Annotated in this window: 9 protein-coding genes; 3 read left to right on the top strand and 6 right to left on the bottom strand. The window is 68.6% G+C overall.

Features of this window, described 5'->3' with window-relative positions:
- Nucleotides 1–4 precede the first annotated feature (4 nt).
- The 6 genes from ACWZHB_RS20790 to ACWZHB_RS20765 form a co-directional block, all read right to left on the bottom strand.
- Complete coding sequence (locus tag ACWZHB_RS20790) at nucleotides 5–793, bottom strand: ABC transporter permease (RefSeq protein ID WP_427903515.1); 789 nt, start codon at nucleotides 791–793, stop codon at nucleotides 5–7.
- Nucleotides 793–1611 carry an ABC transporter permease gene (locus ACWZHB_RS20785; RefSeq protein WP_427903514.1) on the bottom strand — a complete coding sequence of 273 codons (819 nt, stop codon included), beginning with the start codon at nucleotides 1609–1611 and terminating at the stop codon, nucleotides 793–795. The genes ACWZHB_RS20790 and ACWZHB_RS20785 overlap by 1 nt, the downstream gene beginning before the upstream one ends.
- Nucleotides 1608–2618 carry an ATP-binding cassette domain-containing protein gene (locus ACWZHB_RS20780; RefSeq protein WP_427903513.1) on the bottom strand — a complete coding sequence of 337 codons (1011 nt, stop codon included), beginning with the start codon at nucleotides 2616–2618 and terminating at the stop codon, nucleotides 1608–1610. The genes ACWZHB_RS20785 and ACWZHB_RS20780 overlap by 4 nt, the downstream gene beginning before the upstream one ends.
- Nucleotides 2615–16129, bottom strand: coding sequence for an amino acid adenylation domain-containing protein (locus ACWZHB_RS20775; RefSeq protein WP_427903512.1), 13515 nt, complete (start codon nucleotides 16127–16129; stop codon nucleotides 2615–2617). The genes ACWZHB_RS20780 and ACWZHB_RS20775 overlap by 4 nt, the downstream gene beginning before the upstream one ends.
- A gap of 144 nt (nucleotides 16130–16273) precedes the next feature.
- Complete coding sequence (locus ACWZHB_RS20770) at nucleotides 16274–16696, bottom strand: AMP-binding protein (protein ID WP_427903511.1); 423 nt, start codon at nucleotides 16694–16696, stop codon at nucleotides 16274–16276.
- A 174-nt stretch (nucleotides 16697–16870) separates the two neighbouring features.
- A complete protein-coding gene (locus ACWZHB_RS20765; RefSeq protein WP_427903510.1) occupies nucleotides 16871–17674 on the bottom strand; it encodes a VOC family protein in 804 nt (267 codons plus the stop codon).
- A gap of 295 nt (nucleotides 17675–17969) precedes the next feature.
- Between ACWZHB_RS20765 and ctaD the strand changes: the two genes are divergently transcribed.
- From ctaD to ACWZHB_RS20750, 3 genes are all read left to right on the top strand, one after another.
- Nucleotides 17970–19712, top strand: coding sequence for an aa3-type cytochrome oxidase subunit I (gene ctaD / locus ACWZHB_RS20760; protein ID WP_266291978.1), 1743 nt, complete (start codon nucleotides 17970–17972; stop codon nucleotides 19710–19712).
- A 106-nt stretch (nucleotides 19713–19818) separates the two neighbouring features.
- Nucleotides 19819–21057: a phosphoserine phosphatase SerB gene (serB, locus tag ACWZHB_RS20755; protein ID WP_427903509.1), complete on the top strand. Its 1239-nt coding sequence runs from the start codon at nucleotides 19819–19821 to the stop codon at nucleotides 21055–21057.
- 98 nt (nucleotides 21058–21155) lie between these two features.
- Nucleotides 21156–21581: a hypothetical protein gene (locus ACWZHB_RS20750; protein ID WP_427903508.1), complete on the top strand. Its 426-nt coding sequence runs from the start codon at nucleotides 21156–21158 to the stop codon at nucleotides 21579–21581.
- The last annotated feature ends 72 nt before the right edge of the window (nucleotides 21582–21653 follow it).

Genomic DNA, 21653 nt, shown 5'->3' with positions numbered 1-21653 from the left:
CGATCTACCGGCGGCTCGCACGCCGGAAGCCGATGGCGGCGGGAACGGCGAACAGCAGGACGGCGGCGCCGGACCAGGCGAGGGTGAGCAGCAGCGGCCGCGCGATGGGACCCTGATCGGACAGGCCGCGCATGGCGTCGACGGCGACCGACATCGGCTGGTTGCGCACCACCGGCTGAATCCAGGTCGGGAAGGCGACCAGGGGCACGAACCCGGTGCTGAAGAACATCATCAGCGAAGTGAGGATCGTGATGCCCTCGACCAGGGAGGCCTTCGCGGTGTAGACGGCGACGGCGGTGACGATGGTGGCGAAGGCGAGCCCGAACACCACGGGGACCAGCAGGAATACGAGCGCGGCCAAGGGGCCGTGGTGGAACCGGAAGCCGAGCAGGAAGCCGACGATCACCACCGTCACGGTGCCGAGCAGAATGCGGCAGCCCTCGGCGAGGATGCGCGAGACGATCCCGGACGCGCGATGCACGGGCAGCACCCAGAATCGGGCCAGCAGACCGGCGTCGCGTTCACGGCCGAGCAGCACACCGCTCGCGACGGCGCCGGACAGCGCGCCGACGAGGGCGACCATCGGGACCGAGCCGTAGAGGGCGTCGTCGCCGGTGAACTTCTCGATCTGACCGCCCACCACGATATCGAGCATGATCAGCAGCAGACACGGGATGAGCAGGGTCTCCAGCAGCGTGATCGGGTTGCGGGCCCAGCGCACCAGCAGCCGCTCGGTCTGGATCAGCGTGTGCCGGACCAGCGACACCGCCGAGGTCTCCAGTCGCTCTGCCATCAGGCCCTCCTGGAACTCAGCCGGATGGCCACCGGCAAGCAGATCGCCACGATGGCGGCGAGCCAGAGCAGCGACGGGCCCATCAGTGACCAGGTCACGGTCCCGGCGTTGCCTGTGGTGTCACCGGCCAGCGCGCGCAACACGATCGCGAACTGGGAGACCGGTTGATTGCGGACGAACCATTGGATCCACTCCGGGAATTGGCTCGCCGGTGCGAGACCGGTCGAGAGCATGCCGAAGATCAACGGCGGCAACACCAGTGCCTGTGACGTGGCTTCCGGGCTCTTGGACAGCGTGCCGATCACATCCGCGCCGAGGGTGAACGCGAGTCCGATGAGCAGCGAGAACGCCAGGTAGCCGAGGGTGTGCGCGGCGTCGAGCCGGAATCGGAAGCCGATCACATAGCCCGCGGTGATCGCCGCGGCCAGCGAGATCAGCAGACGGAACAGGTTGGCCGACATCCGCGCCGCGACCGGAACCAGCGGGCGCAGCGGCATCGCACCGAAGCGGCGGTTGAGGCCCGCGACGGAATCGGTGGCCGAGCGGAACGCCGCCGAGATGGCGGTGAACGCGGCGGCCTGCAAGATCACCAGCGGCATCATGTACTGGGCGTAGCTGCTGAAACCGTTGCCGGAGAACGTCATCACGGTTTTCAGCGGAATGTAGAAGCTGGCCGTGAAGGCCGCGGGCGCGAAGACCGAGGCGAGGAACTCGCCGGATTTGATCGAGGGCACGATCAGCCGCGTGGTCAGGACCCACCACTGCTGCACCGTCTCCGGTGTCGCGCGCGCAGCGGTGTTCCAGGTGATGGCGGTCATGCCGTGGCCTTCGATTCGGCCTCGGTCGAGGCCAGGTGACCGGTGAGTTGCAGGAACACGTCGTCGAGCGAGGGCCTGCGCAGGGCGATGTCGACGAGTTCGACAGAGGCGTTGTCGAGTCGGCGCAGGGCCTCGGCGAGTGTCTTGGCGCCGTCGGGGGCCGGGATGGTGATGCGGTCCGATTCGGGAGTGAGCGCGGCCAGGTTCTCCGCGGGAAGCAGCGAGCCGAGCGCGCTGACGATGGCAGGCAGCCCTTCCAGATCCAAAGGCACGATCTCGCAGTAGCTGCCACCGGTGCGATGTTTCAGCTCGTCGGCGGTGCCGGAGGCGATCACCACGCCGTGGTCGATCACGATGATCTGGTCGCTGAGCGCGTCGGCTTCCTCCAGGTACTGGGTGGTGAGCAGGGTGGTGATTCCCGCGCTCTTGAAGCTGCGCACCAGGTCCCAGACGCCCTGCCTGCTGCGGGGGTCGAGGCCGGTGGTCGGCTCGTCGAGGAAGACGACATCGGGGCGCACCACCAGCCCGCACGCGATGTCGATGCGGCGCCGCATGCCGCCCGAGTAGGTGCCGACGCGCCGATTCGCGGCCTTCTCCAGATCGAATTCGCCGAGCAGTTCTCTGGCCCTGACCTGGGCCGCCGGTTTGCGCAGGCCCATCAGCCTGCCGAACATGACCAGGTTCTCGTAGCCGCTGAGCATGTCGTCGAGCGCGGCGTACTGTCCGGTCAGCATGATGCGCTGGCGCACCGCGGCGGGGTCGGCGACGACATCGTGACCGGCGACCGTCGCCCGCCCTCGATCGGGCGTGATGAGGGTGGACAGGATGTTCACCATGGTCGTCTTGCCCGCGCCGTTGGGGCCGAGGATGCCGAGCACCTCACCGGGGGCGGCCTCGAAATCGACACCGCGCAGGGCGTGCACGTCGCCGAAGGACTTCTCGATCCCTTCGACCATGACGCCACCGGTGCGCGAATTGCTCTGCACGAGAGTGTGTTCGAGGCTCATATCCGGTCTCCTGCTTCCAAGTGGTCATCGAGCAGTGGCGAGATGACCGACAGTGCGTAGGGATTGGTCATCTCGTCGTGGGTGACGTCGACGTCGTGGTTGGTGATGGCGCCGGTGACGTAGGGCCGCCAACCGCCGGGTCCCATCCATTCGGCGGGGTCGACCGTGGCGCTGAAATAGACGACGTCGCCGTCGTAGACCGGCCGCTGGTATCCGGTCCTGGTGCCGGCGGAGGCGTTGTAGGAGCCCGCCATGCGCTCGATGGTGGCCGCGTCGATGAGTTCCACACCGCCGAGTCGGGTGGTGATGAGCTCGGCCGCTTGTTCGGCGGTTGATTCGGCGGGGACGTCGTCGATGCCGAAGATGGCGCCGAAGGTGTTGATGAAGGCGCCCGGCGAGAGGCGCTCGATGGTGTCGCCGTCGATGTCGGCGGTGTCGGTGTCCAGCAGTGCTACGACGCCGACCTGCTCGCCCGCGGCCTTCAGCTCGACCGCCATGGCCTGGGCGATGAGTCCGCCGAAGGACCAGCCGAGCAGGTGATAGGGGCCGTTGGGCTGCACCGCGCGGATCTCGCGCACGTAGCGTCGCGCGAACTCCTCGATGGAGCGCGCGGAGGGTTCGCGGCCGCTGAGGTCAGGCGCCTGAAGTCCGTAGATCGGGCGTCCGGGCCGTAGCTGTTCGGCGAATCCCAGGTAGCTCCAGGACATTCCGGAGGAGGAGTGGACGCAGAACAGTGCGGGGCGGTCACCGTCGGGGCGGATCGGTAGCAGCACGTCGAGACCGAGGCCGGTCGGCCCCGGCTCCACGACCGCTGCGGTGCGCGCTGTCATGGCGGCGGCTTCGTCGGCCGAAGCGGTCTGGGCCGCAGGGGTTTCGGCGAAGCGCGCGGCCGCGTCGAGTGCCCCGGCCCAGAGATCCGCGAGTTCGGCGACCGCCGCACGGTCCAGAAGTTGTGCCGCGTAACCGAAATCGGCCTGGAGGCGGTTGTCGGCGACCATGGCGTTGATGTCGATCGCCGACATGATCGGCACCTCGGGATGCTCGGCAGCCGCGAGATCGCCGAGCGCGTCGGTGGGGAGCCAGCCGAGGCCTTCGAGGCCGGGGGGAGTGTCGACCGAGGTGTGTCGGCCGAGGTAGTTCACGCAGATCTGGCCGGGAAGCCGGGACGGGAGTTGTTCGGCTGCTTCGGTATTCAGGTAGCGCAGCAGACCGAATCCGATGCCCTTGTCCGGGACCTCGAGCAGGTCGTGCTTGACCCGGCGGATGGCCGCGCCCATGGCCGGGCCGCCCGCCAGCGCATCCTCGATGTCGATGTCGGCGAGATCCAGCCGCACCGGGTACAGGTTCGTGAACCAGCCGATGGTGCGCGACAGATCCGCGCCCGGCACGACTTCCTCCTGTCTGCCATGGCCTTCCAGCCGGAGCAGCGCCGAGCGCTCGTCCACGCCTCGGCGCGCCCGCCAGCGCACCAAGGCCAGTGCCAGGGTGGCGAACAGCGCGTCGGTGACGCTGCCGTGGAACAGCCGGGGCAGGGTGGTGAGCAGGGCGGTGGTGGTGTTCTCGTCGACCTCGATCTCGAGGCGGCGGACCGTCCGCGCCTGATCTGTGGCGGGGTCGAGGTGGCGGGGACCGAGCAGTGGGTCGGGGCCGTTCACCACCTGTCGCCAGTACGGGAGTTCGGCCAGGCGCTGCCCGGAATGGGCCTGCTCGGTCATGGCATGCGACCAGCGCCGCATCGAGGTGCCGATGTCGGGGAGCGTCGGGGTGGCGCCCGCCGAGACCTGGGCCCAGGCGGCGATCAAGTCCTGCACCAGGATTCGCCACGACACGCTGTCGATCGCGAGATGGTGCGCGACGATGATCAGGCGGCCGGGCCGGGTGTGCGCACCGGCGTCGCCGACCGGATCGAGCCACACGAACTGGAGTACGACACCGTCGGCGGGGTGCAGGCGGTTCATCGCGGAGTCCAGTGCGGTCTGCGCGTATTCGCGCAGGTCGATCGAGTCGGTGGGATCGAAGGCCGTGCGGTGCACGAGGGCGTCGACGTCGATCGAACCGGGGTCTGCCACCCGCAATCGCCAGCCGTCATCGGCTGCCCACAGGCGCGCCCGCAGCATGTCGTGGCGGTCGATCGCGGCGGTGAGCGTGGTGACCAGTTGTGCGCGGTCGATGCCGACCGGCAGTTCCACTACCGCGGTTTGGGCGAACCGGTCGAAATCACCGCCGCGTTCGATCATGTACCGGACGATCGGGGTGAGCGGAAGGTCGCCGGTGCCGCCGCCGGGCAGTTCCGCGAGTGCCTCGACCGTCTCGGCGGCATCGACGGCCGCGCCGAGCGCCGCGACCGTGCGGTGTTCGAAGACCTGCAGCGGGGTGCAGTGCACGCCACGCAGCTTCGCCTGGGTGACGAGCTGGATGGCGAGGATGCTGTCGCCGCCGAGAGCGAAGAACGAATCGTCGATCCCGACCCGCGCGCGGCCCAGCAGTTCGGCGTAGACCTCGGCGAGTACCTGTTCGGTCGGTGTTTCCGGTGCGCGGTACGGGGTGTCGTCGGTGACGAACACCGGTTCCGGTAGTGCGTTTCGATCGAGCTTGCCTACTGCGTTGATGGGGATCTCGTCGAGCACGACGAACGCGGCGGGCACCATGTAGGCGGGCAGCGTGTCGGCGGCGAGGGCGCGGATGTGCGCTGTGTCGAGGTCGGCGCCGGGTACGCGCACCAGGTAGGCGGCGAGGGCAGTGGAACCGGTGGGGCCGGGAACACCCAGTGTCACAGCGAGATCGATGCCGTCGATGGCGCCGAGCACGGCGTCGATCTCACCGAGCTCGATGCGCTGGCCGCGCACCTTTACCTGGAAGTCGGTGCGGCCGAGGTATTCGAGTGTCAATCCGGTGTGTGAATCGGGAGGGTTGTCGGACGGAGCTGGGTCGGCCCGATTGGGCGCGGGGCTGCTGGTGCGGGTCCACCGCACCAGATCGCCTGTCCGATACAGGCATTCACCGGGACCTTCGAACGGGTTGGCGACGAATCTGGCCGCCGTGAGGCCTGCCCGGGCGTGGTATCCCCGCGCGAGGGCGGTGCCAGCGAGGTACAGCTCGCCCGCGACACCGACTGGCACCGGGCGCAAGCGGTCGTCGAGGACGAGTGCGGACGCGCCACGGACAGGTGCGCCGATGGTCACCGGTTCCGTGGCCGACAACGGCTCGGAACCCGTTGCCCAGATGGTGTATTCGGTCGGCCCGTACAGGTTGACCATCGTGCGTGCGCCGGCACCGCCGCACCACCGCGCGACCAGATCGGGGCCAACCGCCTCGCCCGCGACCGCGAGAACGCGCAGGCTCGACACATCAGCGGGATCGATGGTGGCCAGTGCCGACGGGGTGATCACCATGTGGGTGACCTGTTCGGCGGCGATCAGTTCCGCGAGCGGCGCGCCGCCGAAGACGTCCGGCGGTGCGATCACCGAGGCGCCGCCGCAGCCGAACGCCATGAGTGCCTCGAAGATCGACGCGTCGAAACTCGGGGAGGCGACCTGCATGACCCGGGCGTGTTCGTCGAGGGCGAGGTCGGCGCGCTGGGCGGCGACCAGGTCGGCGAGGCCGCGGTGGGTGACGGTGACGCCCTTCGGGGTGCCGGTGGAGCCGGAGGTGTAGATCATCCAGGCCGGGTTCTCGAGCCTGATCGGGTCGGGGAGTTCCTCGGCGGTGAGGTCGGCGTCGTCGGTGGCGGCCAGGCGGGTGGCGAAGTCGGGGTCGTCGAGGATCAACCAGCGGGTGCTGTCGGACAGTTCCGGCCGGTATTCGGCCAGGGTGATCCCGACCCGGGCGCCGGAATCGGAGAGCATGTGGCCGATGCGGTCCGCCGGATGCTTGGGGTCTACCGGCAGGAACGCCGCGCCCACTTTCGCCGCGGCCCAGATGCCGGTGTGCAGCTCGGCGCAGCGGGGGAGGCCGAGGGCGACAACAGATTCCGTCTGCGCTCCGGCCTCGATCAACAGCCTGGCCAGCTGGTTGGACCGGGCGTTCAGGGCGCGGTAGGTGGTCGTACCGGATGCCTGCGCGCGTTGTTCCAGGCGGGGTGCGCCCGTCGGTGCGTGCTGGGTCGGGGACGCTGCGGTGGCGTCGATGGCCGGTGCTGGTTGTCCCCGAAGGCGCGCGTCGGCGTTGCTGACCAGTGCTGGTCGGTCGGGGAAGGTTGTCGCGGAGGTGGTGAGCAGCTCGGCCAACGTGGTGGTGCCCGTGGTGGCGGGCCCGCGGACCGGGATCAGTTGTGCGCGTTCGGATTCGGCGAGGATGTCGATGTCGGCGAGGCGGATGTCGATATCGTCGATGACAGTGGTGAGCACCTGACGCCATCGGGTCGCGAAGGAGGTCACCGTGGTGGCGTCGAACAGATCCGTCGCGTAGGTCAGGACGCCTTCGATGCCGGCCGGGCCGGTGTCGTCGAAACGTTCGCGCAGGTCGAGGGTGAGGTCGAAGGCCGAGGATCGGCGGTCGAAGTCCTCGACTTCGAAGCGCAAGCCGGGCAGTTCGAGGACCGGTTCGATGAAGTTCTGGAGCGACAGCGACACCTGGAACAGCGGGTGATGGGCAGTCGATCGGGTGGGGTCGAGTGCGGTGACGAGCTGTTCGAACGGCACGTCGGCGTGACCGAAGGCGTCGAGGTCGGTGGTGCGGACGGTGGCGAGCAGTTGCCGGAAGCCGGTGCCGGGGTCGACGGGCGTGCGCAGGGCCAGGGTGTTGACGAACATGCCGACGAGGTCGTCCAGCGCGGCCTCGCCCCGGCCCGAGATCGGCGTTCCGATGACGACATCGCCCGTACCGCCGAGTCGAGCCAGGAGAACCGCGAGGGCAGCGTGGACCACCATGAAGACGCTGACGTTGTTCGCGGCGGCGAAGTCGATCAGCGCACGGTGGGTCGGTTCGTCGACGGCGAAGCCGACGTCGTCGCTACGCATCGTCTGCACCGCGGGCCGGGGACGGTCGGCGGGGAGCTCCAGCGCATCCGGTGCACCCGTGAGTGTTTCGCGCCAATACTGGATCTGCTGCGCTGCGACAGACTCCGAATCCGTCGCGCTACCGAGCAGTTCGCGATGCCACAGCGCGAAGTCCGCGTACTGCACCGCGAGCGGGGGCCGCGTGGGTGCGCCACCCGACACTCGGGCCGAGTACGCGGCTACGAGATCGGCCGCCAACGGTGCCATCGACGCGCCGTCGGCGCTGATGTGGTGCACAACGAGGACGACAATATGCACCGGCTCAGCTGACGGGCTGCCGCTGAGGCGGAAGAGGCCGACTCGCAGTGGGGCCTGGCGGGTGAGGTCGAAACCGGTGCCTGCCAGTTCGTTGATCCGATCACGCAGTGGCGCACCGTCTTCGGTGTCGATCAGCGGCATCGACGGAACCGCGTTGTCGATGCCGACCATGACCTGGCGTGGGCCCTCGGCGTCGGCGGGGTAGCGGGTGCGCAGGCTTTCCTGGCGTTCGACCACGTCGGCGAGCGCGAGGCGCATGGCCTCCACATCCAGGATTCCGGTGAGGCGCAGGGCGATCGCGATGTTGTAGGCCGAGGAGTCGGGGTCGAGTTGGTTGAGTACCCACATGCGCTGCTGGGCGGGGGACAGTGGAATGCGGTCGGGGCGTAGGCGTGGGGCCAGCGCGGGTCGGCCGGGGCTGCCTTCGGCGGCGGGCACGACCCGCGAGGACAGTTGGGCGACGCTCGGCGCGTCGAACAGGTCACGCAGGGCGATCGTGGACCCGAGCGACGAATTGACGCGGGCGACAACCTTTGTCGCGCTCAGAGAGTTGCCGCCGAGTTCGAAGAAGGACTGGTCGACGCTCACCCGCTCGGTGCCGAGCACCTCGGCGAACACTTCGGCCACGGACTGTTCGATCGGCGTGCGCGGTGCGAGATAGGACCGCTGGGCGGCCGAGAAGTCTGGTATCGGAAGGGCTTTGCGGTCCAGTTTGCCAACGGGGGTGAGTGGGATGTCGTCCAGGACAACGACATACGCGGGCACCATGTACCCCGGCAGTTCCGCCGCGACCTGCGCGCGCAGTCGCTCGGTGTCGAGTTCGACCTCGGGAACGGGGAGCACGTAGGACACGAGCACGGTGGCACCCGCCGGTCCTTCGCGTCCGATCGTCACCGCGTAGTCGACCCCTTCGGCGCGCGATAGCACCGCGTCGATCTCACCGAGCTCGATCCGCAGACCGCGGATCTTGACCTGGAAGTCGCTGCGGCCCAAGTATTCCAGCGTGAGCTCGTCGCCGGCAACCCAGCGCACCATGTCCCCGGTCCGGTACATCCGCTGCCCGGCGCCACCGAACGGGTTGGCGACGAACCGGCTCGCGGTCATCTCGAACCGGTTGAAGTAGCCACGCGCCAGCGCGGGCCCGGCCAGATACAGCTCGCCCGCGATACCGATCGGCACCGGACGCAACCAGCTGTCCAGCACCACCAGCGCCGCACCGCGAATCGGCCCGCCGATGGTGACCGGCTCGCCCGCGACCAGCTCGGCGGGACCGGTCGCCCAGATGCTGAACTCGGTGGGGCCGTACAGGTTCACCATCCGCCTGCCCGCGGCCCACTTCTCGATGAGCTCGGGAGTGGCCGCCTCGCCGGCCACCGACAGCACCCGCAGCTCGGTGAGATCGGTGGGCTCCATGGTCGCCAGCGCCGACGGGGTGATCACCGCGTGGGTGACCCGCTCGGTGCGCAGCAGCGTCTCGAGTTCACCGCCGCCGTAGACCTCCGGCGGCGAGACGACCAGCCGTCCGCCCGCGGCGTGCGCGGTCAGCATCTCGAAGACGGAGGCGTCGAAGCTGGGCGAGGCGACCTGCAGCGCGCTCGCGGACGGATCGAGAGCCAGGGTTTCACGCTGGGCAGCGACAAGATTCGCGATGCCGCGATGGCTGAGGAGCACCGCCTTCGGTTTGCCGGTGGAACCGGAGGTGTAGATCAGGTAGGCCGTGTGGTCGATGTCGAGCGGTCCGCCGCGTTCGGCGTCGGTGATCGGCGCGTCCGAGACCAGCATGGCGCGGCGCATGGTGTTCAGGTCGTCGAGCAGCAGCCAGTCGATGGACCCGGGCAGGTCTTCGCCGGTGGCCGTCACGGTGACGCCGATCGGGGCTTTCGAATCGGTGAGCATGTGCTCGATCCGCTCCACCGGGTAGCTCGGATCGAGCGGGACGAAGGCCGCCCCGGTCTTGGCCAGCGCCCACACAGCGACCACCGATTCCAGCGACCGGGTGAGCGCGAGCACGACGAAGATCTCGGGGCCGATCCCACGACGGAGCAGGACCCGGGCGAATCGATTGGACCAGGCGTCGAGGTCGCCGTAACTCATCCGCAGATCGCCCGCGCTGACCGCGATCGCGTCGGGATCGATGCGTGCGCCCGCCGTGAGGATTTCGGGCAGCGTGCGCATCGGCAAGGCGGGCGCGCCGTGAACCGGTGCGAGCGTGGCCAATTCGGCGTCGCTGCAGTTGTGCAGTTGTGATACGAGGGCGTGCGGGTTCTCGGCCAGCTGGGCGAGCAGCCGGGCGAAGCGGTCAAGGAGTGACTGTGCCGCGGTGGATTCCAGCTGGTCTGCCATGAACTTCACGGTGACGCGCAGGGCGTCGCCGGCGCCGGCCTCGCCGCGCAGCGGAATCACCATGAGGTTCAACGGGTAAGGCGTCGCGTCGGTGCCCTCGACATCGAGCACCCGCATGCCCGCGATGTCCAGTGCCTGCGACAGCGCCTCGCGATCGATGGGGTAGGACTCGAAAACGGTGAGAGTGTCGAACAATTCGGCCAGACCGACCGCACGGTGGATGGCGGCGAGGCCGACGTGCTGGTGGTCCATGAGCCGCGCCTGCTCGGCCTGCACGCGGGCGAGTAGGTCGGACACCTTCTCCGACGGATCCAGCGTGACCCGCACCGGGACGGTGTTGATGAACAGCCCGACCATCTCCTCGACACCGGGCAGCTCCGGCGGACGGCCGGACACCGTAGCGCCGAACACCACATCGGTGCGGCCGGTGAGCATGGCGAGCAGCAGCGACCAACCCGCCTGGACCAGGGTGCTCACGGTCGCGCCCGCAGCCCTGGCGGCGGACTCGAGCGTCGCGACGGTGGCGGCGGACAAGTCCTGCGAGAGCATCGCGGTCTCGGGCGACTCGATCCCGGCGAGCGTGGGGACGGCGCGGGTGGGCGTGTCGATCCCGGCCATGGCCTGCTTCCACGCGGCCAGGGAGGCTTCCGCGTCCTGGTCGCCGAGCCAGGACAGGAACTCGCGGTAGGACCGGGCGGGCGGCAAGACCGACGCGTCACCCGCGGTGACGTACAGGGTGAGCAGTTCGCGAACCAGCAGCGGTGTCGACCAACCGTCGAGCACGAGATGGTGATTGGTCATGACGAGCCGGAAGTTCTCCTCGGCGGTCCTGATCAGGGTGAATCGCAGCAGCGGGGGCCGGGTCAGGTCGAAGCGGGTGAGTGCGTCGAGCTCGATCACCCGATCCAGCTCGGCTGCTCGCTGCTCGTCGTCGAATTCGGTGAGATCGACCTCGTGCCAGCGGATCTCGGCGGCGGAAAGGACCAATTGCCGTGGGCCGTCGTCGGTTTCGACGAAGGCCACGCGCAGGTTCTCGTGCCGATCGATGAGCGCCTGCGCCGCGCCGCGCAGCCGGGCGGCGTCGACAGTGCCCGCAAGGGTGAGCAGGGATTGGACGGTGTAGCCGTCGGCGGTGTCGGAGTCGTAGAGGGCGTGGAAGAGCAGGCCGTACTGCAGCGGCGAGAGCGGCCAGACGTCGGTGAGCGTCGGGTAGGCGTGCTCCCAGCGCTCGATCTGCGGTTGATCGACGCTGACGAGCGCGAAATCCGAGGGGGTGCGGCCGCCCGCGTCGCCGGTTCCGGCATGGGTGACCAGTGCCCGCAGGGCCTGCGACCACAGGTCCGCCAACGCGCGCACGTCGGCTTCGCCGAGCAGCCTGCTCGCGTAGGCCCAGGTGACTTCCAGTCCGGCGTCGGTCAGGACCGCGTTGATGTCGACGACGGCGGCCAGTGGGGCCCGGTCGTCGTTGGTCGCGGCGAAGCGTCGCGGTACCCAGGGATCGTCGCCGGTCACCGCCCTGCCGAGATAGTTGAAGCTCAGCTGAGGTGTCGGTGCGCCGGCCAGCGCCGCCGCGGTCTCGTCGTTCAGATAGCGGAGCAGGCCGAAGCCGACACCGCGATCGGGGATCGACCGCAACTGTTCCTTGGTCGCCTTGATCGCCGAACCCGCCGCAGGTCCACCGGCGAAGGCCTCGCCGAGATCGATACCGGTCAGGTCGAGCGCGACGGGGTACACGCTGGTGAACCAGCCGACCGTGCGTGCGACATCGGCGCCGGGCAACAGCGATTCGTCGCGGCCGTGGCCTTCCAGCGTCAGCAGGGCGCCGGTGCGGTCACGCCACCGGCACACCGCGAGAGCGAGAGCTGCGAGCAGCACATCGTCTGCGCCGCAATGGAATTGCTCGGGCAGCACGTGCAGGACGGGCTGTGCGATGTCCGAGGGCACCGTCGTCTCCCATTGCGCCATCGTGGCGACCACATCGAGGGTCGGGTCGAAGGTCGCTGTCTCCGCCACGCGATCGGAGGTGGCCGGCGCCGAGTCGATCTCCGCCGTGGCGTGATCGGAGCTAGCCGCGGGCGAGTCGATCGTCGACGTGGTCGTAGAGGAGGTTCCCGCCGAAGAGAGTGACTTCGTGCCGGTGGCGGTCTGATCGTTCGCGCGGGCGAACGACGGGTCGGGCGTCGCCAGGATTCGTTGCCAGATCGGCAGTTCGCCGAGACGGGTCGTGGCGTTCTCGGGCTGGCTGTGCGCCCAGCGGCGAAAGGAGGTGCCGACCGGATCGAGCGCGCCACCGAAGGCGGCGGTGGCCAAGTCGGGCAGCAGGATTCGCCAGGAGATACCGTCGGTGACCAGGTGGTGCAGGACCAGCCAGCACAGTGGGGCGGCGTCGGCGCGTTCGATCAACACGAACCGCGCGACGGCGCCGGTAGTGGGGTCGAGCAGGTCCGCGGCGTTCTGCAAGGCGCGCTCGACCGCGTCGTCGGTGTCGGCGCGGGCCACGTCGATCAGATTCTCGGCATCGACCGAACCCCCCTCGGCCACAAGCCATTCCCAGCCGCCAGCGGTCGGCCGCAGCGAGGAGCGCAGGAGATCGTGGTGCTCGAGCAGGACCTGCACCGCCGCCGCCAGCCTCGGGCGGTCGACACCGGCGGGCAGTCCGATCAGGACTGCCTGCCCGTAGCGCCCCCAGGTGCCCGGGTGCTCGACCATCGCGTGCACGATCGGCGTGAGCTCCACCGCACCGACCCCGCCGCCGGGCAGCTCGTCCACCACGTGCACCGCGGTGTCGTCGGCGACAGCGGCCAGCGCGGCCACCGTTTTGCGTTCGAAGACATCGCGGGCGCTGAACGAGATGCCGGCGGCCTTCGCTCGCGAGACCAGCTGGATCGAGACGATGCTGTCGCCACCGAGAGCGAAGAAGCTGTCGTCGACGCCGACCGTGTCGAGTCCGAGCACCTCGGCGAACAGGGCCGCCAGGGCTTCCTCTCGCGGAGTGGAGGGAGCGCGGCTCACGACCGCGCGAGCGCCGAAATCCGGTGCGGGCAACGCCTTTCGGTCGACCTTGCCGAGCGGGGTCAGCGGTATCCGGTCGAGCACCATCACGACGGCGGGCACCATATACGCCGGAAGAGACTCGCCGACAGCGGCTTTCACTGCTTCGGGACGGACATCGGCCCCCGGCTCGCCGGTGACATAGGCGACGAGCGCGGTGGCGCCGGTCGGCGACTCGACACCGAGGGTGATCGCGAAGTCGATCTCGGGCAGCCGCTGCAGCGCGGCATCGATCTCACCGAGTTCGATCCGGTAGCCGCGCACCTTCACCTGGAAGTCGCTGCGGCCCTGGTAGTCCAGGGTGACGCGCCCCTCGGTGCCGGTCCAGCGCACCAGATCGCCGGTGCGATACATCCGTTCGCCGGGTCCGTGTGGATTCGCGACGAACCGGCTCGCGGTCAGGCCGCTGCGCCGGTGATAGCCGCGCGCGACACCGGGGCCCGCGAGGTACAGCTCACCCACGGTGCCCTCGGGTACGGGGCGCAGCCACGGGTCGAGTACCAGGCCGGACACACCACCGGTCAGGCTGCCGATCGTCACCGGGGCGCCGGGAACCAGCGGTTCGCTCAGGGTGGTGGTGATGGTGGTTTCGGTCGGCCCGTATCCGTTGATCAGCGCGCGTCCGGCCCACTTCGCCACCAGTTCCGGCGGGCACGCGTCACCGCCGACCACGATCGTGCGCAGGTCGGGCAGCGTCGCCGGATCGAGCGAACCCACCACGGCCGGGGTGACATTGAGATGGGTGACACGGTGCGTACGCAGCACATTCGCCATGTCCTCACCCGCGTACGCCGACGGCGGGACCACCGCGAGGGTGGCGCCGGCGGCCGAGGTCACCACGATCTCCTCGACGGATATATCGAAGCTCGGCGACACCGCGTGGGCGACAACGGAGTCCGGCCCGACCCCGAACCCGGCGCCGGAACTCGCGGCGAGGTTCGCCAGACCGCGGTGCGAGACCAGCACACCTTTGGGCAGGCCGGTCGACCCGGAGGTATAGATGATGTAGGCGACCTGATCCGGCACGACCGCGGCGGTGCGGTCGGCATCGGTGATCGGCACGCCATTCTGGGCGGCGAGTTCCGCGACGGTCGTTCCGTCGTCGAGCGACAGCCAGTCGACCTTGTCGGGCAAGGACTTTCGCACCTCGTCGACAGTCACACCGGTGACGACACCGCTGTCGTCGATCATGTGCTCGATGCGATCATCGGGATAGGTCGGATCGATCGGCACGAACGGCGCACCGGTCTTGGCCACCGCGATGGTGGCGAGCACGGACTCCGCCGATCGTGGAATCGACAGCGCGACAGCGTGTTCAGGACCAGCGCCGGCGGCGATCAGCAGCCGGGCCAGACGATTCGTGTAGTCGTCGACCTCGCGATAACTCAGTGTGTCGTCGACGCCCCAGCGCAGCGCCACCGCGTCCGGGTCGATCGCCGCGCCCGCGGCGAGGATCTCGGGCAGCGTGCGAGTCGCGACTCCGGCCGGGCCACGCGCGGGCACCGACGCCGCCTGCTCGGCAGCCGAGAGTACGGGCACCGTCGACAGCGGGGCGTCCGGTCCGGCGAGGAGGAAACGGTGCAGGAACAGCAGGAAGCGCTCGTGATGGCTCGCCAGGTCGGCGTCGCTGTACAGGTTCGCGTTGCCCTGCAGGTCGATGTGGGTGCTCTCGCCGCCGACGCCCGGGTACAGGTTGACGAACAGGTCGTCGATCAGGCCGGACGTGAGCACGTGCAGCCGCCCGACAACCGGGCCGAGCGCGATCTTGGTGTCCACCATCATCAGATTCACGGCGGGACCGAACGAGGTCGCCTCGTCCATCGCCCAGCCGAGATCGCGGACGATGTCCTCCTGGCGGTACCGCTGGCGTCGCAACGCACCGGTCAGCTCGCTCTGCACCGCGAGAATCGCCGCGCCGACGGTGGTGGTGGGATCGAGGCGAACGCGCAGCGGAACGACATTGGCGAGCATGCCGCCCGAACGACGCAGAGTCGCCGAGGTCCGCGCGGAGACCGGCAGGCTCAGGACCACCTCCGGCGCGCCGGTCATCGCGGCGAGATAGGCGCCGAACGCCGCGACCACCGTCGGGGCGACACCCGAATTCACCGATGCGGCAACGGAATCCAGCAGGGCGCCGGTCTCCGTCGGCAGCGCGCCCGAGACCCGGTTGGGGTGGGCGTCGACCTCGGCCTCGCGGCCGGCGAGCGTCACCGGGTCGGCCAGCGCGGCCAGGTGCTCGCGCCAGTATTCGCGGTCGGTCGCGAAACGATCGGAGCTGCGATAGGCCAGATCCGCGTCGACGATCTTCCGCAGCGGCTCCGCCTTGGTCGGCGGCAGCGCACGACTCTCGAAGGCGGCGTTGTAGAGCTCGCCGACGCGCTGCACCAGCGCCAGCGCGCCCATCCCGTCCAGCACGATGTGGTGCATGCGCGCGTACCAGAACCAGCGATCCGCGGCGACACGCAGCAGGGCGATGCGGACCAATCGGTCGCGCATCACGTCCAGCGGTGCGGTGTACTCGGCGCGCATCCACGCGTGCGCGGCCGCTTCCGGGTCGGGCCGGTCGCGCAGATCCAATTCGGCGATGCTGTCGTCGAGTGTCAGGTCGACGATCTGCTGGGGATCGCCGTCGATGTCGACCAGCCGGAGATAGCCGGTACCGAACTCACGACCGGTCCGCCGGACCGCGTCGGTCAGCATCGGGAGGTCGAGCGCACCGGACAGTTCGACGTACTGGGCGATGGAGATCGGGGTGTCGCCGGCGATGTGCTGGGCGAACCAGATGCCGCGCTGCGCGGCGGACAACGGAAAGGGGCCTTCGGGTGCGACGACGTCGGACGCGTGCGAAGAGGGCTGGATCATGAGCGAACCTGCGTTCTCATGTCTGGAGCTGGGCGTTCACCTCTGGTCCCCGACCGTCGGGTATGTACCTCGTGGGTAGTGCTCGCCGTTGCGTACTGCGCTCTATGTTCATTCTGAACCTGTATCGAGCGCATCGGAATGGGTTCAGGAGACTGCGCGCAGTTCCGTGGCCGCCAGCGGCGCGTCGGAGCTGACCAGATAGCGCTGCAGGGTCGAGCGCTCGTCGAGCACCAGCCAGTCGGCGCCGTCGGTGAGATGGGCCCGGCGGGCCTTGGTGGTGATCCCGAATCCGGCGCCGGGGGCGGTGGACGCACCGACGCGCACCGGCACCGGGATCGCGCCGATCTTGCGCACCGCGGCCTCGGCGACGACCGACTCGATCCGGGGGTCGACGGCGAGGGCGATCCGGTCGCCCGCGTCGGCGCCACGGGTGAGCAGCACGCGGGCCAGGCGGTTCGCCCAACGGTCCAGGTCGGCGTCGGCGAGCTGACCGGCGGCGAGCGGCGCGCCGGAGCGGCTGCGCATCGGGATGACGTTGTCGGCGGGTGCGGTGACCGTGATGCTCATCGGGTTCCCCTCGAAGGCTTGTCGGGTGTCTTTGGGTACACCTCCAATCTCGTCTTCGGGAGGGCGATCCGACAGCAACCCCAGCGTTGCCGCGTCGCCTCCAAGGGGGATCGATTACCACCCCTAGGTGGGCGAACCCCGGCGGCACCGTGCGCGCGCCGCCGAGGGTTCGCCTCAGCGGGCGTTGCCGCCGATGCTGAAATGCGCGCCGGTGGGGTCGATCAAGCCGGCGAGGCGACCGTAGGGGGTGTCCATGGGTTGCATGGCGACGCTGCCACCGAGAGCTACGGCTTGTTCGGCGGACTTGTCGACATCGTCGGCGCCGAAGTAGATCGTCCAGGCGCCGGGGACACCGTCGGCCAGGTGCGCGCCCGCGTCGAGGACGCCGCCGAGCATGGGGGAGGTGGCGTGGATGGTGGTGTAGCGGAAGTCCGGGGTGTCGGCGATGGTGAGGGTGTCGCGCCAGCCGAAGGCATCGCGGTAGAAGGTCAGCGATTCGTCGTAGGCGCGGGTCATCAGCTCGAACCAGGACGGGACGCCGACGTGGTCGGTCCAGGTGCCTTCGGCGACGGTGCCCACCGTTTCGAAACCGGCGAAGGTGTCGGCTTGCCAGGCGCCGACTCCGATGCCGCCGACATCGGCCAGCATCGCCATCGTGCCGAGATCGGCGACCGCCATGGGTTCGACGAAGACACTGCCGCCCGCGTCGCGCGTCTTCGCTGTCGTCTCGAGCGCGTTCGGGGTGTCCAGGTAGACGGTCCAGCGATCCGGATACGGGTCGCCGGGATCGTCGAGGCGGCTCATCGCGCCCGCTACCGCGCGACCGTCCTTGCGCAGGGTGGTGTAGCCACCGAATTCCTCGCCGCCGCGTTCGGCGGTCCAGCCGAACAGTTCGCCGTAGAAGGCGATCGCGCGGTCGAGATCGGTGGTGTAGAGGTCGACCCAGGTGGGGTCACCGGGCTTCGGGGTGAATGACATGACTCTCCTCCGCTGTTGGGGTGGCGCGACAGAGACGGTGACACGGGGTATCCCGCCATCGATCATGACGCGCCGAGCGTCGAAAAGTCATCGCCGACAACCGTTGCACCCACGCGACCTGCGGAGGAAGATCAGGATCGCGAACTACGGCGCGCCGAATACGACACAGAGTAGGACCCGCGCGGAATGCTGCGGCAGCACGGTTTACGATTCACTCCAACGCATGTCTGCTGCTGTTCGTTCCCGAAACGCGGCCGACTCTGCGAGTGACGTACAGGCATCTTCAGGAGGATCAGTGACTGCGGTAGAGCCCAGGCCAGTCCCTCAGTTGGAAGCGACTCGACCGTATCCGGCCCGGACCGGTCCGAAGGGCTCGTTCCTCTACAAGGCGGTCACCACCACCGACCCCAAGGTGCTCGGCACCATGTACTTGGTGACGGCGATCAGCTTCTTCCTGGTCGGTGGACTCATGGCGCTGCTGATGCGCGCCGAGTTGGCCCGACCGGGTCTGCAGTTCCTTTCGCCCGAACAGTTCAACCAGCTGTTCACCATGCACGGCACGATCATGCTGCTGTTCTACGCGACGGCGATCGTGTTCGGCTTCGCCAACATCATCCTGCCGCTGCAGATCGGCGCCCCAGACGTCGCCTTCCCGCGACTGAACGCGTTCAGCTACTGGCTGTACCTGTTCGGCGGCACCATGGCGACCGCGGGCTTCGTGACCCCCGGCGGCGCGGCGGACTTCGGCTGGACGGCGTACGTGCCGCTCACCGACATCCTGCACTCGCCCGGTGTCGGCACCGACCTGTGGATTCTGGGTCTGGCCGTTTCCGGCCTCGGCACCATCCTCGGTGGCGTCAACATGCTCACCACCGTGGTCTGCCTGCGCGCACCCGGTATGACCATGTTCCGCATGCCGATCTTCACCTGGAACATCGCGGTCACCTCGGTCCTGGTGCTGCTCGCGTTCCCGCTGCTCACCGCGGCGCTGTTCGGTCTGGCCTACGACCGCCACCTGGGTGGCCACATCTACGACCCGGCCACCGGCGGCATCCTGCTCTACCAGCACCTGTTCTGGTTCTTCGGCCACCCCGAGGTCTACATCATCGCGCTGCCGTTCTTCGGCATCGTGTCGGAGATCTTCCCGGTGTTCAGCCGTAAGCCGATCTTCGGTTACACCACGCTGGTCTACGCGACGCTGGGTATCGCGGCGCTGTCGATCGCGGTGTGGGCGCACCACATGTACGCCACCGGCGCCGTGTTGCTGCCGTACTTCTCCTTCATGACCTTCCTCATCGCGGTCCCGACCGGTGTGAAGTTCTTCAACTGGATCGGCACCATGTGGCGCGGTCAGCTGACGTTCGAGACACCGATGCTGTGGTCGATCGGCTTCCTGGTGACCTTCCTCTTCGGTGGTCTGTCGGGCGTCATCCTGGCCTCGCCGCCGCTGGACTTCCACGTCACCGACTCGTACTTCGTCGTTGCGCACTTCCACTACGTGCTCTTCGGCACCATCGTGTTCGCGACCTTCGCCGGTATCTACTTCTGGTTCCCGAAGATCACCGGCCGCATGATGGACGAGCGTCTGGGCAAGTGGCACTTCTGGACCACCTTCGTCGGCTTCCACACCACCTTCCTGGTGCAGCACTGGCTGGGTGCCGAGGGCATGCCGCGTCGCTACGCCGACTACCTGCCCAGCGACGGTTTCACCACGCTGAACACGATCTCCACGATCGGTGCGTTCATCCTCGGCTCGTCGATGCTGCCGTTCATCTGGAACGTCTTCAAGAGCTACCGCTACGGCGAGGTCGTCACGGTCGACGACCCGTGGGGTTACGGCAACTCCCTCGAGTGGGCCACCACCTGCCCGCCGCCGCGCCACAACTTCTACGAGCTGCCGCGCATCCGCTCGGAGCGCCCGGCATTCGAGCTGCACTACCCGCACATGGTCGAGCGCATGAAGGCCGAAGCGCACGTCGGCTGGGGCTCGGGTAAGCACAGCACGCACGTGTCCGAAGGCGCGCTCGCGAAGAAGTAAGACACCACCGAACGACAGGGTGTGCACCTGCTGACGAACCAGCAGGTGCATGCGCTTTTTCCTTGCGAAGTGAACGGTCACGGCACATCGCAGTAAAGGAACCGATATGGAGCAGATCGACTTGGCTGACACCACAGTTCTCGTGACCGTCACCGGCCCCGACCGACCGGGCGTCACATCGGTGCTGCTGGCGACGTTGTCCCGGCATCAGGTGAGCCTGCTCGACGTGGAGCAGGTGGTCATCAGGGGCCGCCTCACCCTCGGCGTGCTGGTGTCGTGCCCCAACGACCCCGAGGCGCTGCAGGACGAGCTCGAAGAGGCGATGAACACCGTCGGCATGCAGGTCGACGTGTCCGTGGACGCGCAGATCGGCAAGCCGCCGATGTCCACGCACGCTGTCGTGGTGCTCGGCGCCCCGGTCACCGCGAAGGCGTTCAGCGCGATCTCGCGCGAACTCGCCGCCCGCGGCGCCAACATCGACTCGATTCGTGGCATCGCCGATTACCCGGTTGTCGGCATGGAACTGATGGTCACCGCGACCGACACGAGCCCAGAGGGTGACGCGTCGCTGCGTACCGCGCTGGCCGAGGTGGCGGTCGCCGAACAGGTCGACACCGCCGTCGAACGGGCCGGGCTGGCCCGCCGGGCCAAGCGCCTCATCGTGTTCGACGTCGACTCCACGCTGATCACGGGCGAAGTGATCGAGATGCTGGCCGCGCACGCCGGCGTCGAGGACCAGGTCCGTGAGGTCACCGAGGCCGCGATGCGTGGCGAGCTCGACTTCGCCGAATCGCTGCGCCAGCGCGTGGCCACCCTCGAAGGCCTCGACGAGTCGGTGATCGAGGAGGTCGCCGACCGGATCGAGCTCACCCCGGGCGCGCGCACCACGATTCGCACCCTGCGCAGACTCGGCTTCCGCTGCGGGGTGGTCTCCGGTGGGTTCCGGCAGGTGATCGAGCCGCTCGCGCACGAGCTGGAACTCGATTTCGTGCAGGCCAACACCCTGGAGATCATCGACGGCAAGCTCACCGGGCGGGTCGTCGGCGAGATCGTCGACCGGGCGTTCAAGGCGACCGCGCTGCGCAAGTTCGCGGCCGAGGCGGGGGTGCCGATGGAGCAGACCGTGGCGGTCGGTGACGGCGCCAACGACATCGACATGCTCAACGCGGCCGGACTCGGCGTGGCGTTCAATGCCAAGCCCGCGCTGCGCGAGGTGGCCGACACGGCGCTGTCGCATCCCTACCTGGACGCGGTGCTCTTCATCCTCGGCGTCACCCGCGACGAGGTGGAAGCGGCCGACGCTCGCGATGGTGGCGTGCGACGGGTTCCCCTGCTCGGTCGGTAGCGTCGAATCGCGACCTCCACGACGTAGAGTGACGAGAACCGCGGCACCAGCCGCGCAGGAATCGGCACGTCTTCACCGCTCGTCATCGGGAGGTCGTTGTGCGCAGGTCTTTGCTCGTTCTGGTCGCTGTGGCAGGTCTCAGCGGGTTGGTAGCCGGATGCGGTGACGACGAGACCGAACCTTATGACGTCACCTTGCAACCCACCTCCGTTCCGCAATCCACGGCCGCCCCGCTGACGGTCGAGCAATCCGCCAACGGCAGCACGGTCGTGGGGACGGTCGGTCAGCGCGTGCTGGTGCGGCTGGCGCAGGATCCTGCTTCGACCGACCAGTGGAGCATGGTCAACGCCGAGGAGGGCGTCCTGATCGCCGACGGTGGACCTCTCAGCGAGGGCAACAGCACGGTGTGGCAGTTCCGGGCCGCCGAGACCGGCGACACCTCGCTCGAGTTCACCTACGGCCCGTCCAGCGAACCGCCGATCGACCCCGAGCCGACCTTCATGGTGAATGTCCGGGTGAACTGAGCGCGGTTCGCACTCGCCGGCCGGACGTAACGACTCGGGAGCGCCCGCGGCCGCGCCATTAGGCTGGCGGAC

The sequence above is a fragment of the Nocardia sp. FBN12 genome (assembly GCF_054031145.1).
The sequence above is the reverse complement of the archived record's forward strand: the minus strand, read 5'-3'. Positions and strand labels throughout refer to the sequence as shown.